The organism is Streptomyces sp. NPDC102283, assembly GCF_044766265.1.
Classification (GTDB): domain Bacteria; phylum Actinomycetota; class Actinomycetes; order Streptomycetales; family Streptomycetaceae; genus Streptomyces.
In genome coordinates this window covers 46,496-64,136 of the sequence record NZ_JBIWLQ010000021.1, presented here as the reverse complement: position 1 = coordinate 64,136, position 17,641 = coordinate 46,496, and the positions used below count along the sequence as shown (strand labels likewise).

Here is a 17,641-nt window from a genome sequence, read left to right as displayed (position 1 = left end):
CGGCGGGGACAGCCTCACCTACGCCCAGCTCGACGAGCGGGCCGGCCGGGTCGCGGCGGCCCTCGCCGGGCACGGCGCGGGCCCCGAGAGCCGGGTCGCGGTGTGCCTGCCGCGCACCCCCGACCTGGTGGTCGGCCTGCTCGGCGTCCTGCGGGCCGGCGCCGCCTACGTACCGCTGGACCCGGAGTACCCGGACGAGCGCATCGCCGCGATCCTGGCCGACACCCGCCCGGCGGCGCTGCTCACCACCGCGGACTGCCGCCCCGCCATCACCGGGGCCGCGACCGCCGTCGGCGGAGCCGTCCTCCTCACGACCGACGCCGCACACGACGCCGCCCAGGGCACCGGACCCGTGCCCGGGACCCCCGCCGCGCTGCCCGACCAGGCCGCGTACGTCCTGCACACCTCGGGCTCCACGGGACGCCCCAAGGGCGTCGTCGTCAGCCGGGGCAACCTCGCCAACCTCCTGGCCGACATGCGGAACCGGCTGCGTCCTACCGCCGACGACCGGCTGGTGGCGGTCACCACGGTCAGCTTCGACATCGCCGCGCTGGAACTCTTCCTCCCGCTGGTCAGCGGGGCCGGACTGGTCCTGGCCGACCGCGGTGCCGCACGGGACCCCGAGGCGCTGGCCGCGCTGCTCACCGCGAGCGGTGCCACCATCCTCCAGGCCACCCCGACCACCTGGCAGCTGCTGGCCGAGACCGCCCCCGACACCCTGCGAGGGCTGCGCAAGCTGGTGGGAGGCGAGGCCCTCCCCGCCTCCCTGGCCTCCCGACTGCGCGACCTGGGCGGCGAACTCGTCAACGTCTACGGGCCCACCGAGACCACCATCTGGTCCACCGCCGCCCACCTCGACCGGGTCACCGCGAGCGCCCCGCCCATCGGCCGGGCGCTGCGCGCCACCCGCGCCTACGTGCTGGACGAGTGGCTGGACCCGCGCCCCGAAGGCGTACCGGGCGAGCTGTACCTCGCCGGCGCCGGCGTGGCCCGCGGCTACCTGGGGCGCAGCGACCTGACCGCGGAGCGCTTCACCGCCGACCCCTTCGGCGCGCCGGGCAGCCGTATGTACCGCACGGGCGACCTGGTCCGCCGCCGCGCGGACGGGGAGCTGGAATTCCTCGGACGCACCGACCACCAGGTCAAGGTCCGGGGTTTCCGCATCGAGCTCGGCGAGATCGAGACGGCCCTCGGCGCGCACCCGGACGTCGCCGGGGCGGTCGTGGTCGCCCGCACCGCCCCCGGTGCGGCCCGAGGGCCGGGCGACGACGCCGGCGACCCGGCCCCGCGCCGACTGGTGGCCTACGTGGTCCCCGAGCCGCACCGCGCCGCCCCCGACGCCGGCCGGGAGCAGGACCGGCTCGACGAGTGGCGGGAGGCGTACGACACTCTCTACGGCGGCTCCGCACCCGCCCCCCTCGGCCACGACTTCGGGATCTGGCGGAGCAGTTACGACGGGAAGCCCATCCCCCGGGACGAGATGCTCCAGTGGCGGGCGGCCACGGTGGACCGCATCCGGGCGCTGCGGCCCGCGCGGCTGCTGGAGATCGGGGTCGGCACCGGGCTGCTGCTGTCGGAGCTGGCGGAGGACTGCGCCGCGTACCACGGGACCGACTTGTCCGCACGGGCGATCGAGACCCTGCGCGAGCAGGTCGGAGCGGAACCCGCGCTCAAGGAGAAGGTGGAGCTGCACGTCCGCCCGGCACACGACTTCAGCGGCCTGCGCCGGGGCTTCTACGACACCGTCGTGCTCAACTCCGTCGTCCAGTACTTCCCCGACGCCGACTACCTCACCCGCGTGCTGCGCGGCGCGCTCGACCTGCTCGCCCACGGCGGCAGGCTCTTCGTCGGCGACGTCCGCAGCTTGGCGCTGCTGCGGGCCTTCCGCGCCTCGGTGGAGACCGGCGACGCCGCCGTCTCCGACACCCCCGCCGCCCTGCTGGCCGCCGCCGGCCGCAGGACGGCCGCGGAGAACGAACTCGTCGTCGACCCGGACTACTTCGCCCGGCTGCGGCGGGAGGCCGGCGAACCGCTCCTCCTGGACGTACGCGTCCGGCGCGGAAGGCCGTACAACGAGCTGACGCGCTACCGCTACGACGTCCTGCTGGCCAAACCGGAGGCCGGAACCGTGCCCCCCGCCGCGCCCCCGGCCACCGAGCTGCGCTGGGCGCGGGACGTCGGCAACGGGACGCGGCTGGCCGGGGTCTGCGCGGCGCACCCCGGCGCGCTGCGTGTCACCGCGATTCCCAACGCCCGGGTGCGGCGCGAGACCGCCGCACTCGCCGCCCTGGAGGACGGGCGACCGGTCACCGAGGTGCGGCGGCTGCTGGAGGGCCCCGCCGACGGAGTGGATCCGGAGGACCTGTACGACGCCGCGGCCGCGGCCGGACGCGCCGCCTGGGTGACCTGGTCGGCCGAGGGCCCGCCGGACACCGTGGACCTGGTGCTGGCCCCGGCGGGCGGGGACGGCGCGGCGCCGGTGGCGCCACCGGCCGAGCTGTGGCCCGGCGGGCCGGACGCGGACCGGCCGGGAACGAACGACCCGTCCGCCGGGTCGCACCACCGCGAACTGGCCGCCCGACTCCGGTCCCACCTGGCCGAACGGCTGCCGGACTACATGGTCCCCTCGGCCGTCGTCGTCCTCGACGCCCTCCCGCTGACCGCCAACGGGAAGGTGGACCGCACCGCACTGCCCGACCCCGACCCGACGGGCACGGCCGGCAACCGACCGCCGCGCACGCCCCGGGAGACGCTGCTCTGCACGCTCTTCGCCGACTTGCTGGGCCTCGGCCGGGTCGGAGTCCAGGACAGCTTCTTCGGCCTGGGCGGCGACAGCGTCCTGTCCGTCCGGCTCGTCAGCCGCGCCCGCGAACACGGGCTGCCCCTGACCACCCGCGACGTCTTCGAGCACCACACCGCGGCCGCGCTCGCGGCGGCCCTGGAGGGCAGGGAACCGGAGCGCGGACCGACCGGCGGCCCGCCGGACCCCGGCGCCACCGCCCCGCGGCCCATCAGCGTCGATGAACTCGCCGAGCTCGAGGACGAGCTCGGCGCGGACTGGGAGGAGATGCAGTGAGCGGTCCGCAGCGCATGGTCGAGGAGATCCTCGCGGTCACCCCGCTCCAGGAGGGGCTGCTCTTCCACGCGGTCTTCGACGAGAACGTCCCCGACGCCTACGTCAGCCGGCTGGTCCTCGCCCTCTCCGGAGAGCTGGACGCCGACCGGCTGCGACGGGCCGCCCAGGCACTGGTGGCACGCCACCCGGCGCTGCGCTCGGCCTTCCGCCAGCGGCGCTCGGGGGAGTGGTTCCAACTGGTCGCCACCCGCCCCGCGGTGCCCTGGCAGGAGCTGGACCTGCGGCCCGTGGGGAGCCCGGCGGAGGCGGACAAGCACCTGGAGGCGCTCCTGGACGACCACCACCGCACCGGGTTCGACCTCGGCCGACCGCCCCTGCTGCGCTTCCTGCTGGCCAGGACCGGCGACGACCGCCACCAGTTGGCCGTGACCTACCACCACCTCATCCTCGACGGCTGGTCCATGCCCATCCTGATGCGGGAACTGGTCGCGCTGTACGGCAGCGGCGGCGACCCGTCCGCCCTCGCTCCCGTCCGCCCGCACCGCGACCACCTCGACTGGCTGGCCCGCCGCCCGCCCGAGCAGAGCGCCCGCGTCTGGCGGCAGGCGCTGGCGGGGCTGCCCGGCCCCACCCTGATCGCGCCGGACGCCGACCGCAACGGTCCGCTGCCCAGGTCGGTGTGGACCCGGCTCGGCGAGCGGGACACCCGCGCTCTCAGCGCATGGGCGCGAGCCCGGGGCGTGACGGTGAACTCGGCGGTGCAGGCCGCCTGGGCGACCGTGATCGGCCGCCTCACCGGCCGCGACGACGTCGTCTTCGGGACGACCGTCTCGGGGCGGCCGCCGGAGCTGCCCGGCGCCGAGGAGATGGTCGGGTTCTTCATCAACACCGTGCCGACGCGCGTGCGGATGCGGCCGGGCGAGCCGGTCGGCGAGCTCGTCGTCCGGCTCCAGCGCGAGCAGACCGCGCTCATGGAGCACCAGCACGTCAGGCTCTCCGACATCCAGCGCTGGTCCGACCGGACCGTGCTCTTCGACACCTCCACCGCGTTCGAGAACTACCCCGCCGACGACCTCGCCGCGGTCAGCTCCTCCGACCACGCGGGCCTGCGCGTCGAGGGAGGCTCCGGCCGCACCACCACCCACTTTCCCCTCTCCCTCTACGCGCTCCCCGGCCCGGCGCTCCGCCTGCGCCTGGACCACCGCCCCGACGCCGTGGACGGCGTCACCGCACGCCACGCGGCGGACCTGATGGAACGCGCCCTGACCGCCATCCACAGCGCCCCCGCCACTCCTACCGCCGCGCTCGCCGCCACCCCCGTGACGGCCCGTGCGGTGCGCCCGCCCGCACACCGCACCGCCCCGCAGAGCCCCCCGATCACGATCGTGGAAGCGTTCGAGGCGCAGGCGCGCGCGACCCCCGCGGCCCCCGCCGTCCTGGCCGGCGGCCAGGAGCTGACCTACGCCGAACTCGACGCCCGCGCGAACCGGCTGGCGCGCCTGCTCCTGGAGCGAGGGGTCGGACCCGAGAGCCGGGTCGCCCTCACCGTCTCCCGGAACGCCTGGCTGCCCGTCGCCGTCCTCGGCATCCTCAAGGCGGGCGGCTGCTACGTCCCCGTGGGCGCTGCGCTGCCGCAGGAGCGCGCCGCCCACATCCTCCGCGAGACCGCACCGGTCTGCCTGCTCACCGATCCCGACGCCGAGGCCGCCCGGTCCCGGCGCGCCGCCCCCGAGGCGCACGACCGCCCCGGGGCCGCGCCGGGTGGCGTCGAGCGCGTCGTCCTGACCGGAGCGCTCCTGGCCCCGTACGACCCGGCCGCACCCACCGACGCCGAACGGGCCGGGCCGCTGCTGCCCGGCCACCTCGCCTACATCCTCCACACGTCCGGCTCCAGCGGCCGGCCCAAGGGGGTCGCGGTCGAACACGCCCAGGTGATCGCCCTGCTGTCCTGGGCCGCCACCGGCCTCGGCGCCGACCGGCTGCACCGGACCGTGGCCGCCACCTCGGAGAGCTTCGACGTGTCGGTCTTCGACACCCTCGTCCCGCTGCTCACGGGGGGCCGCATCGAGATCGTGGAGAACACCCTGGCCGTCGCCGACCGGACCGGCGGCGAACCCTCCCTCCTGAACGCCGTCCCCTCGGCGCTGACGGCGCTGCTGGAGCGCGGCGAACCGCTCGCCGTCGACACCTTCCTCTGCGCCGGCGAACCCTTCCCCGCCCCCCTGGCCCAAGCCCTGCGCGCCGCGTTCCCGCGGGCCCGCGTGGCCAACCTCTATGGCCCGACCGAGACGACCGTCTTCGTCACCGCCCGGTTCCTGGACGGGACCGAGGACGGCGCGCCCCCCATCGGCCGCCCGCTGCCCGGCGTGCGCACCCACATCCTCGACCCCTGGCTCCGCCCCGTGCCGGACGGCGTCGTGGGGGAGCTGTACATCGCCGGGGACCACGTCACCCGCGGCTACTGGCAGCGCCCGGACACGACGGCCGAACGCTACGTCGCCGACCCCTTCGGAGCACCGGGCGCCCGCATGTACCGCAGCGGCGACCTCGGTCGGCTCCGCCCCGACGGGGAGATCGACCTGGCCGGCCGCGCCGACGGCCAGGTGAAGGTGCGCGGCCACCGGGTCGAGCTGGGAGAGGTGGAGGCCGTGCTGGCCTCCCACCCCGACGTCCGGCAGGCGGCTGCCGCCGTGCACGACGGCGGACCCGCCGGACCGCGCTTGGTGGGCTACGTCGTCCCCCGCGGAACGACGCCCGGCACGGCCGCGGTCCTGGACCACGTGCGACGCGAGGTGCCCCCGTACATGGTGCCCTCGGCGCTGGTGGTGCTGGACGAGCTGCCGCTCACCGTCAACGGCAAGCGGGACCGCGCCGCGCTGCCGCCCCCGCCGGACCGGAGCGACGCCACGGGGGCGCGCGCCCCCCGAGGCCCGCACGAGACGATCCTGCTCGGCCTGTTCGCCGAAGTGCTCGGCGTACACCCGGCCGGCATCGACGACGACTTCTTCGCCCTGGGCGGCCACTCGCTGCTCGCCACCCGCCTGGTCAGCAGGGTGCGCACGACCCTCGGTGCCGAGCTGGCGGTGCGGGACCTCTTCGAACACCCCACGGTGGCCGCCCTGTACGCCAGGATCGCCCGTGCCGGGGCGGCCCGGCCGCCGGTCTCCCGCGTCCACGAGCGGCCCGACCGCATCCCCCTCTCGTTCGCCCAGCGGCGGCTGTGGTTCCTGCACCGCCTCCAGGGCCACAGCGCCGCCTACCACGTCCCGCTCGCGCTCCGCCTCACCGGACGCCTCGACACGGCCGCGCTGCGCGGCGCGATCGCCGACGCGGTCGCCCGGCACGGAAGCCTGCGCACCGTCTTCGACGAGGACGCCGAGGGCGCCTGCCAGGTCGTCCAGGACGCCGCGGAGGCAGCCCGGCTGGTCACCCTGGTCCCGGAACCGGTCGAGGACCCGCTGCGGGCGGCGGAGGAGGCGGTGGCCGAGCCCTTCGACCTGACGGCCGGACCGCCCCTGCGGTGCAGACTGTTCACCCGTTCCGTGGACCCCGCGGACCCGCGCGGGGGCGAGGAGCCGGAAGAGCACCTGTTCCTGCTGGTGGTGCACCACATCGCGGCCGACGGGTGGTCGCTGCGGATCATCGCGCGGGACGTGGCCGCCGCGTACGCCGCCCGCGTGCGCGGCGAGGACTTCGTGCCCGCCCCGACCCCCGTCGACTACGTCGACCACACCCTCTGGCAGTACCGGGTGCTCGGCGACCCTGACGCGGACGGTGGTGGCGCGCTCGACGACCAGCTCGCCCACTGGCAGCGGCAGTTGGCCGCCCTGCCGCAGGAGATCGCCCTGCCGGCCGACCGGCCGCGCCCGGCCGCCTCCTCCCACCGGGGGGAGGACGTGGACTTCACGGTTCCCGCTGCCGTGACCGCACGGATCAGGGAGCTGGCGGGAACCACCGGCGCCACGCCCTTCATGGTCCTCCAGGCCGCGCTGGCGGTCCTGCTGCACCGCATGGGGGCGGGTGCGGATATCCCCCTGGGCACCCCGGTCGCCGGGCGCACCGACAGCGCGGTGGAGGGGGTCGTCGGACTCTTCGTCAACACCCTGGTCCTGCGCACGGACCTGAGCGGCTCGCCCACCTTCGCCCAACTCCTGGGCCGGGTCCGCACCACCGCTCTGGACGCCTACGCCCACCAGGACGTGCCCTTCGAGCGGCTGGTCGAGGTGCTCGCCCCCGAGCGCTCCCTGGCCCGCCACCCCCTCTTCCAGGTCTCCCTCGTCCTGCAGAACCTCGAAGAGGCGGCGGCGGTGGACGGACTGCCCGGACTGCGCGCCGACGCGGTCCGCACCCGGCGTGACGGCGCGAAGGTCGACCTGTCCTTCGTGCTGGCCCCGGGTGGACCGGAGGGCGGCGACATGCCCGGAGTCCTCACCTACAGCGCCGACCTCTTCGACCGCGCGACCGCACAGGGGCTCGTGGACCGACTGCTGCGGGTGCTGGACCAGGTGCTCGCCGCCCCCGCCGCCCCCGTGGGCCGGGTGGACGTGCTCCTGCCCGGCGAGGCGCGGCGCGAGCTGGAGCACAGCCGCGGACCGGACACAGCGGCAGGCGTGGACGAACCGCTGGCCCGCTTCGAGAGGTGGGCGGCGACCACCCCCGACGCCCCCGCCCTGCGGTGGGACGGCGGCCGGCTGACCTACGCCGAGCTGGACCGGAAGGCTGACGCGGTGGCCCGCGTGCTCAGCGGGCGCTCCCTCGGGCCCGAGGACGTGGTCGCGGTCGTCGCCCCGCGCGACCCCGACGTGGTGGCCGCACTCCTCGGGGTGCTCAAGTCCGGTGCCGCGTACCTCCCGATCGACGAGGCGTGGCCGCTCGAACGGCGGCGGCGGGTGACCGCCGACGCCGGGGCGCGCCTGCTCCTGGCGGCAGGGGACACCGGCGCCGCCCGGACCGCCTTCGGCCCCTCCTGCGGACCGAGCACCGAAGTCCTCGGCCTCGCGGACCGGGCTTTCCGCGCCACCGGCGGCCCCGCCGTGCCGGCCGGGCGGAGCCACCCGCGCTCGCTCGCGTACGTCATCTACACCTCCGGCTCCACCGGGCGTCCCAAAGGCGTGGGCGTGGAGCGCCGGGCACTGGCGCACTACGTGGAAGGGGCCGTCCACCGCTACCCGGACGCGGCGGCGACGGCACTGCTCCACTCGCCGCTGACCTTCGACCTCAGCGCCACCGCCCTGTTCACCCCCCTCGCCTCGGGCGGCTGCGTCGTGCTGGGGGAGGTGGACCGGGCGGCGGAGCACCCGGTGGGCCTCGTCAAGGCGACGCCGTCCCACCTGCCGCTTCTGGACCGGTCTCCCGGACTGCTGGGGGAGAACGGCACCCTGGTACTGGGCGGTGAGGCGCTCGACGGGCGGGCCCTGCGCGACTGGCGGGCCGCCCACCCGCACGCCGAGGTCGTCAACGCCTACGGCCCCACGGAGCTCACCGTCAACTGCGCCGAGCACCGCATCGCCCCCGGCGACCCGGTGCCGGACGGGCCGGTGCCGATCGGCAGCCCGTTCGCCGGCGTCCGCGCGATGGTGCTCGACACGGGACTGGCACCCACGCCCCCGGGCGTGGCCGGGGAGCTGTACGTCGCCGGGCCCGGAGTGGCCCGCGGCTACCTGGGGCAGTGCGCCCTGACCGCCGAGCGGTTCGTGGCCTGCCCGTTCGGGGATCCGGGGGAGCGGATGTACCGCACCGGCGACCTCGTCCGCCGCCTGCCCGGTGGCGAACTGGAGTACGTCGGCCGAACGGACGAGCAGGTGAAGCTGCGGGGCTTCCGGATAGAACTCCCCGAGGTGGCGCGCGCCCTGGCCGCCGAGGAGTCGGTCGCCCGCGCGGTCGCCGTCGTACGGGAGGACCGTCCGGGCGACCGGCGGCTGACCGGCTACGTGGTCCCGGCTGCGGGAGCCCGCCCGCACGAGGACGAACTGCGCGGCGCGGTGGCCCGCACCCTGCCCGACTACATGGTGCCCTCCGCCGTCGTGGTCCTCGACGAACTGCCCACCACGCCCCACGGCAAGCTCGACCGGCGCGCGCTCCCCGCCCCCGCCCACCAGTCGCGCGGCGGCCGCCCGCCGCGCGACGAGCGCGAGCGGGCCCTGTGCCGGATCTACGCCGACGTGCTGGGCCTGCCCGAGGTCGGCGCCGAGGACGACTTCTTCGCACTCGGCGGCCACTCCCTGCTCGCCACCCGGCTGGTCAACCGCATCCGGGCCGAACTCGCCGAAGAACTCGACGTACGGGCCGTGTTCGAAGCACGAACGGTCGCCGCGCTGGCGGCCCGGCTGCGGACCGGCCGTCCTGACACCCGCCCCGCGTTGCGACGGATGTCGCGGTCGGAGGACCTGTGATGCTTCCCCTCTCCCTCGCCCAGCAGCGTCTGTGGTTCCTCCACAAGATGGACGGCCCCAGCTCCACGTACAACATCCCCACGGCGCTGCGGATGACCGGCGCGCTGGACGTCGCCGCGCTGCGCGAAGCCCTGCGCGACGTCGTACGGCGCCATGAGACGCTCCGCACCGTCTTCCCCGACACCGGTGACGGCGCCCGGCAGCACGTCCTGCCGGCCTCGGGAACCGGGGTCGAGCTCGCCGTCACCCGGTCCACCGAGGACGAGCTGCCCGCCGCCCTGGCCCACGAGGCCGGCCACGCCTTCGACCTGGCCCGCGAAGCCCCGCTCAGGGCGAAGCTGTTCACGCTCGGCGAGCGGGAGCACGTGCTCTGCCTGGTGATCCACCACATCGCCAGCGACGGCTGGTCGCGCACCCCGCTCGCACGCGACCTCGCCACCGCCTACGCCGCCCGCAATGCCGGGCACGCCCCAGGGTGGGAGGAACTTCCCGTCCAGTACGGCGACTACACCCTCTGGCAGCGTGAACTACTCGGCGCCGAGGACGACCCCGAGAGCCTGCTCAGCCGCCAGACGGCGCACTGGAAGCGGCGCCTCGCGGGCCTGCCGGACGCCATCGAGCTGCCCCTGGACCGTCCCCGCCCGCCGATCGCCGGCCACCGCGGCGACACCGTGCCCTTCATCCTCCCGCCCCGGACCCACGAGCGGATCGCCGAGCTCGCCGCCCGCCACGGCGCGAGCACCTTCATGGTGGTGCAGGCGGCCCTGGCCGGCCTGCTGTCCCGGCTCGGCGGCGGCACGGACATCCCCCTGGGCACCCCGGTGGCCGGACGCACCGACGCGGCGCTGGAGGGGCTGATCGGCTTCTTCGTCAACACCCTGGTGCTGCGCACCGACACCTCGGGGAACCCGACCTTCGACGAACTGGTCGAGCGGGCCCGCGAATGCGCCCTGGACGCCTACGCCCACCAGGACGTGCCGTTCGAGCGGCTGGTGGAGACGCTCGCCCCCGAGCGCTCCCTGGCCCGCCACCCGCTCTTCCAGGTGAGCCTGAGCCTCCAGCACGCCACCGCGCACACGGCCCTCCTGGACGGTCTGGAGATCGCCCCCCTGGACACGGGGTGGCGGGCGGCCAAGTTCGACCTGTCCTTGGACCTCCTGGAGAAGCGCGGCCCCGACGGCCGCCCGGACGGCATCTCTGGCACCGTCGAGTACTCCACCGACGTGTTCGACGCCGCCACCGTCCGCGGGCTCGGGGAACGCCTCGTCCGCCTCCTGGAGGCCGGGACGGCCGATCCCGCGGCGCGACTGCTCTCGATCGACCTGCTCTCCGCCGACGAACGGCGGCGCTTGCTGGAGGAGTTCGCCGCCGAGCCCGAAGCCACGGATTCAGCAGCCGCCGAGCCCCCGGCCGGCGCGGCCGACGAGGAGCTGGAGGCGGTCTGCGACACCTTCGCCCGCCAGGCGGCCGCCACCCCCGAGGCCCTGGCCGTCGTCGGCGGCCCGGTCGCGCTCACCTTCGCCGAGGCCGACGCCCGCGTCTCCCGGCTGGCCCGGCTGCTGATCTCCCGGGGCGCCGGCCCCGAGGTCCGCGTCGCCGTCTGCCTGGACCGCGGCGCCCTGTGGCCCGTGACGGTGCTGGCGGTGCTGCGCAGCGGCGCGGTCTACGTACCGTTGGACCCGCGCTCCCCGCACGAGCGACTGGCCGCCGTCGAACGCGACGTCGCCCCCCTCCTCGTCCTCGCCGAGCGCGCCACCGAGGCGGCGGTCGCCAAACTGGCCGCCCCCGTCCTCGTCCTGGACGACCCGAGCACCCAGGCCGCGATCGGCGCCCAGGAACCGGGCCCGGTCACCGACGCCGACCGCACCGCGCCCCTCCTGCCCGGCCACGCGGCGTACGTCATCCACACCTCGGGCTCCACCGGCCGGCCCAAGGGGGTCGTGGTGGACCACCGGGGCCTGACGAGGCTGCTCCAGGCACACCGCCGGGTCACCTTCTCCCGCATCCGCCCCTCCGGCGGCGGCCCCGGCCGCGCCGCCCACGTCTCCTCCTTCTCCTTCGACGCCTCGTGGGACCCGCTGCTCGCGATGGTCGCCGGCCACGAACTGCACATGATCGACGAGGACCTGCGGTTCGACCCGCCGGGAGTGGTGGCCTACTTCCGCGACCGCCGCATCGACTACGTCGACCTGACCCCCACCTACTTCCGCAGTCTGCTCGACGCCGGGCTGCTGGAGGAGGCAGCCCCCTGCCCGTCGCTGATCGCCCTGGGCGGCGAGCCGATGGACGGCGAGCTGTGGGAGCGGCTGCGGGCGGCCGCCCCCCGCGTGACCGCGATGAACACCTACGGCCCCACCGAGACCGCCGTCGACGGCGTAGTGACCGCACTGGGCGACCTGCCGCCGGGCACGATCGGCCGGCCCGTGCCCCGCTGGCGGGCTTACGTCCTCGACGCCGGACTCCAGCCGGTCCCGCCCGGCGTGCTGGGCGAGCTGTACATCGCCGGGCCCGGAGTCGCCCGCGGCTACCTGGGGCAGCACGCCCTGACCGCCGAGCGGTTCGTGGCCTGCCCGTTCGGAGGACCCGGGCAGCGGATGTACCGCACCGGCGACCTGGCGCGGTGGCTCCCCGACGGCCACCTGGTCTGCGTCGGACGCGGCGACGAACAGGTCAAGATCCGCGGGTTCCGCATCGAGCCCGGCGAGGTGGAGGCCGCCCTGCGGGAGCTGGAGGGCGTCGCGAGCGCCGCCGTGGCCGTCCGCGAGGACACCCCCGGAACCCGCAGACTCGTGGGGTACGTCGTCGGGGCCCCCGACGCCGACGACGACCTGCTCCGGCCCGCCGAGGTGCTGGCCCGCCTGCGCGACCGGCTGCCCGACCACCTGGTGCCGTCCGCGTTGGTGCGCATCGGCGAACTCCCCGTCAACGCCAGCGGCAAACTGGACCGGGCCGCGCTCCCGGCCCCCGACCCCGCGGACTTCCCCGCCGGCCGGCGCCCGCGCACCGCCCTGGAACGGGAGCTGTGCGCGCTGTTCGCGGACGTCCTCGGCGCCGGGAGCGTCGGCATGGACGACGACTTCTTCGGCCGGGGCGGCGACAGTATCCTCTCCATCCAACTGGTCGGCAGCGCGCGCCGGGCCGGCCTGGAGTTCACCGTCCGGCAGGTCTTCGAGCTGCGGACCCCTGCGGCCCTGGCCACGGCCGCCCGCCGGACCGACGCCGCACGCGACGAGGACCCCGCCCTCGCCGTCGGACCGCTGCCACCGCTCCCCGTCGTCGTCGAGACCCTCGCGGCCGGCGGGCCGGTCCACGGATACAACCAGTCGGTCGTCCTCGCCTCCCCGCCGGACGCCGCACCCGACGACGTGCGCGACGCGCTCCAGGCCCTGCTGGACCGCCACGACGCGCTGCGCGTCCACGCCGCCCCGGCGGCCGGCCCCGGCCGCCTGTGGGACCTGCGGGTGGAGGAGGCCGGCACGGTCGCCGCCGAGCGATGCCTGCGCCGGATCGACGCGACCGGGATGTCCGACGAGGAGCTGGCGCAGGCCCAGGCCGCCGAGGCCGTCACCGCGCGCGCGTCCCTCGACCCCCTGGCCAGCGCCCTCGTCGCCGCCGTGTGGTTCGACCGGGGCGACGAGCCGGGCCGGCTCGTGCTGGTGATCCACCACCTCGCCGTCGACGGCGTCTCCTGGCGCATCCTGCTCGGCGACCTCCGCGAGGCATGGCGGGCGCTGCGCGCCGGCCGCCGCCCCGAGCTCGCCCGTACGGGCACCTCGCTGCGCACCTGGGCCACCCGGCTCACCGAACGGGCCACCGACCCGGCCGTCACCGCCCAACTGGACTACTGGACGGCCACGTTCGCCGACGACGGCCCCGCGCCGTCCAGTCGCCCGCTGGACCCGGCCCGGGACACCGCGGCCACCTCCGCCGTCCTCAGCGGCGAACTGCCAGAAGCCCTCACCACCGCCCTGCTGGGCCCCGCCCCTACGGCCTTCCGCGCCGGGGTGAACGACCTGCTGCTGACCGCCTTCGCCCTCGCCGTCGCCCACTGGCGGGGCGAGGAGGACGAACCGGTCCTGGTGGACCTGGAGGGCCACGGCCGGGCCGAGGAACTGGTCCCGGGGGCCGACCTGTCCCGCACCGTCGGCTGGTTCACCACCGTCCACCCGGTGCGGCTCGCCGCCGGGAAGGTCACCGCCGCCGACCTCGCCGAGCGTGCCCCGGCCGTCGGCGACGCGATCAAGCGGATCAAGGAGCAGTTGCGCGCCGTCCCCGACGGAGGGCTGGGATACGGCCTGCTGCGCCACCTGAACCCCGACACCGCCCCCCGCCTCGGCGGCCTGGCCCGAGCGCGCTTCGGCTTCAACTACCTCGGCCGGTTCGCCGCCGAGCAGGGCGCGGGCGAGGACAGTTGGCCGCTGCTCGGCAGCGGCCCTGCGGGGCACCACCCGGACACCCCGCTCGACCACGAGATCGACGTCAACGTCGTCACCGCCGAGGGCCCGGACGGGCCCCGGCTGATCACCCGGTGGACCTACGCCACCGGCCTGCTCACCGAGGAGGAGGTGCGCCGCCTCACGCGGTCCTGGTCGCTGGCGCTGCACGCCGTCGTCGGCCACGCCACCGCCGCCGGAGCGGGCGGCCTCACCCCCTCCGACGTCGCCGTCCCCGACCTCGGCCAGGCGGAGATCGAACAGCTCGAACGCCGCTGCGGCACCGCCCTGCAGGACGTCCTGCCGGTCGCCCCCCTCCAGGAGGGCCTGCTCTTCCACAGCGTGTACGACCGGCGCACCCTGGACGTCTACGTCGGGCAGCTCGCCTTCCGTCTGGACGGCGAGATCGACCAGGACGCCCTGCGGACGGCCGCGGCCGCGCTGCTCGCCCGCCACACCAGCCTGCGGACGGGCTTCCACCAACGGGAATCAGGCGAGTGGGTGCAGGCCGTGGCCCGGTCGGTGGAGCTGCCGTGGACCTTCCACGACCTGCTCGACCCGCACGGCGGGCCCGCGGACGCCGGGGCCGCGCGGCGGCGGCTGGAGGAGATGGCCGCGGCCGAACGCACCGAGCGGTTCGACCTCACCCGCCCGCCGCTGGTCCGCTTCCTCCTGGCCCGCACCGCCCCCGAGCAGTACCAGTTCGTGATCACCACCCACCACACGATCGTGGACGGCTGGTCCATCCCCATCCTGCTGCGCGAACTGCTCGCGCTCTACGGCGGCGCCCCGCTGCCCCCGGCACCCGGTCACCGCCTCCAGGCCGACTGGCTGGCCGCACGCGACCTCGCGGCGGCGCGCGAGGCGTGGACGCGGGCGCTGGCGGACACGGACGGGCCGACCCTGCTCGCCCCCGGCGCGCCGCGCGTCGGAGAAGTCCCCGAGTCGGTGCGGCTGCACCTGCCCGAGGAGGTCTCCGCACAACTGCGGACCCGCGCCCGCGAGGTCGGGGTCACCCTCAACTCCGTCGTCCAGGCCGTCTGGGCGCTCGTCCTCGCCCAGGAGACCGGCCGCTCGGACGTCACCTTCGGCATCACCGTCTCCGGCCGCCCGGCGGAACTCTCCGGCGCCGAGGACCTGGTCGGCATGCTGGTGAACAAGATCCCGCTGCGCGTCCGCCTCCGCCCGGCCGAACCCCTCATGGAACTAGTCCGGCGGCTGGAGAAAGAACAGCTCGAACTCCTGGAGCACCAGCACGTCCCGCTCACCACCCTGCACCGCTGGAGCGGCCTGCCCGAGCTCTTCGACACCACCATGGTGTTCGAGAACTACCCGGCGGAGATCACCGCCCGGCAGGCGCCCTTCCGCGCGTCGGGCACGGCCAGTTACAGCCGCAACCACTACCCGCTCACCCTGGTCGGCGCCATGCGCGGGACCGAGCTGACCGTCCGCATCGACTACCGCCCCGACCTCTTCGGCGAGGACTGGGCCCGCTCCCTGGGCGAGCGGGTGATCGCCGCCCTGACCGAGGCCGTCGACCGCCCCTTCGCCCCCGCCGGCACCCTCGACCTGCTCGGGGCCAAGGAGCGCGCCCGACTGCTTGAGTGGGGCACCGGCGCCGCACCGGAGGACGCCCCGCGCACCTACGTCGAGCTGTTCGAGGAGCAGGCCGCCCGCACCCCCGACGCCCCGGCGGTCATCTCGCCCGACGGCACCCTGACCTACGCCGAGCTGGAGCGGCGGGCGAACGGCGTCGCCCGGTGGCTGGCCGACCGCGTCGAAGCCGTCGGCGGCACCGACGTCTACGTCGGCGTGCTGGCCCCCCGCCGCCCCGACGTGCTCACCGTCCTGCTCGGCGTCCTCAAGTCGGGCGCTGCCTACGTCCCGCTGGACGAGCAGTGGCCGACCGAACGCCTCCGCACGGTCCTGGAGGACTGCCGCCCCGCGCTCGTGCTGGCCCCGGCGGGAGCAGTCAGCGGAGCCGCGCGGGAGCTCGGGGCGGCGGTGCTCCCCGTGGACCCGGCCGCCCTCGCCGCGCGCGGGGCCCAGGCCCTGACCGACGCCGAGCGGATACGCCCCGTGACGCCCGGCGGAGCCGCGTACGCCCTCTACACCTCCGGGTCCACCGGCCGCCCCAAGGGCGTGGTGATCGACCACAGCGCCCTCGGCGCGTACGTCGGCGGCGCGCGCCGCCGCTACCCCGACGCGGCCGGGACCTCGCTGGCCCACACCTCGCTCGCCTTCGACCTCACCGTCACCACCTTGCTCACCCCGCTCACCGCCGGCGGCGCCGTGCGCCTGGGCGAACTGGACGAGTCCGCCCGAGCCGCCGGGGCCACCCTGGTCAAGGCGACGCCCTCCCACCTGCCCCTGCTGAGCGAGCTGCCCGGAGTCCTGACGGACGGGGGCACCCTGATCCTCGGCGGCGAGGCGCTGACCGGCGGGCGGCTGCGCCCCTGGCTCGAACGGCACCCCGCCGCCCAGGTCGTCAACGCCTACGGGCCGACGGAACTCACGGTCAACTGCACCGAGTACTGGCTGCCGAAGGGAGAACCGGTCGGCGACGGACCGGTGCCCATCGGCCGCCCGTTCGCCGGGGTGCGGGTCCACGTGCTCGGCCCCGGCCTGCGCCCGGTCCCCGCCGGGGGCGCGGTCGGCGAACTGTACGTCTCCGGCACGGGGCTGGCCCGCGGCTATCTGGGCCGGCCGGGGCTGACCGCCGAGCGGTTCGTGGCCTGCCCGTTCGGTGAGCCGGGGGAGCGGATGTACCGCACCGGCGACCTCGTCCGCTGGCGGTCCGACGGCCAGCTGGAGTACGTCGGCCGAAGCGACGACCAGCTCAAACTGCGCGGGTTCCGCATCGAGACCGCGGAGGTCGCCCACGCCCTGGAGGGCTGCCCCTCCGTCGGCAGCGCGGTGGTGGTGCTGCGCGAGGACCAGCCGGGCGACCAGCGCTTGGTCGGCTACCTCGTACCGGCCGCCGGGAACGGGGTGCTGGAGGAGGAGGCGGTGTGGGACGCGGTGCGGGCGGTGCTGCCCGAGTACATGGTCCCCTCGGCGCTGGTGGTGCTGGACGGCGGGCTGCCGCTGACGGTGAACGGCAAGGTCGACCGGAGCGCGCTGCCGGCGCCGGAGGCCGAGCCGGCCCGCACCGCGGGCCGGGCGCCGCGCAGCCCGCGCGAGGAGATCCTGTGCGGGCTCTTCGCCGACGTGCTGGGCGTGCCCGCGGTCGGCGTGGACGACGACTTCTTCGCCCTGGGCGGCCACTCCCTGCTGGCCATCGTCGTGATCAGCCGGATCAGGGCCCTGCTCGACGTGGACGTGGCCATCGACGCGCTCTTCGAGGCCCCCACGGTGGCCCGGTTGGCCGCCCAGCTCGACGGGCCCGGACGCGGCCCCGGCGCGGTGCGCCCGGCAATGCCGCGCCCCGGACGCCTCCCGCTCTCCTACGCCCAGCGCCGCCTGTGGTTCCTCCACCAGATCGAGGGGCGGAGCGCCAGCTACACCATCCCGCTGGCGTTGCGGCTGACCGGTCCGCTGGACGTGGCGGCGCTGCGGGCAGCGCTGGGGGACGTGGTCGCCCGGCACGAGAGCCTGCGCACCGTCTTCGCCGAGGACGAGCACGGCCCGCACCAGATCGTCCTCGCGCCCCGGGCCGCCGAGCCCGGCCTGAAGGCGGTCCCCACCACCGAGGACCGCCTGCGGGCAGACCTGGAGGCCGAGGCCGGCCGCCCCTTCGA

The 17,641-nt window shown here is 76.0% G+C and carries 3 protein-coding genes (2 of these 3 cut by a window edge); all 3 read left to right on the top strand.

The window, feature by feature from the left end:
• Tightly spaced (each overlapping or abutting the next), the 3 genes in view from ACIRJT_RS32010 to ACIRJT_RS32000 form a layout consistent with a single transcriptional unit that may run on beyond the window.
• A protein-coding gene (locus ACIRJT_RS32010; protein ID WP_403916131.1) for an amino acid adenylation domain-containing protein crosses the window boundary here: on the top strand, positions 1 to 3,076 show its 3' end. 15,740 nt of this gene lie to the left of the window's left edge; the window shows 3,076 of its 18,816 coding nt (coding positions 15,741-18,816); its start codon lies off the left edge, out of view; its stop codon occupies positions 3,074 to 3,076.
• Complete coding sequence (locus tag ACIRJT_RS32005; protein ID WP_403916128.1) at positions 3,073 to 9,468, top strand: amino acid adenylation domain-containing protein; 6,396 nt, start codon at positions 3,073 to 3,075, stop codon at positions 9,466 to 9,468. Before ACIRJT_RS32010 ends, ACIRJT_RS32005 begins: the two co-directional genes overlap by 4 nt.
• Positions 9,468 to 17,641, top strand: partial view of an amino acid adenylation domain-containing protein gene (locus tag ACIRJT_RS32000; RefSeq protein ID WP_403916126.1) — the 5' portion only. The gene runs 7,564 nt beyond the window's last position; 8,174 of the gene's 15,738 nt are visible here — the first part of the coding sequence; the start codon lies at positions 9,468 to 9,470; its stop codon lies beyond the right edge, outside the window. The genes ACIRJT_RS32005 and ACIRJT_RS32000 overlap by 1 nt, the downstream gene beginning before the upstream one ends.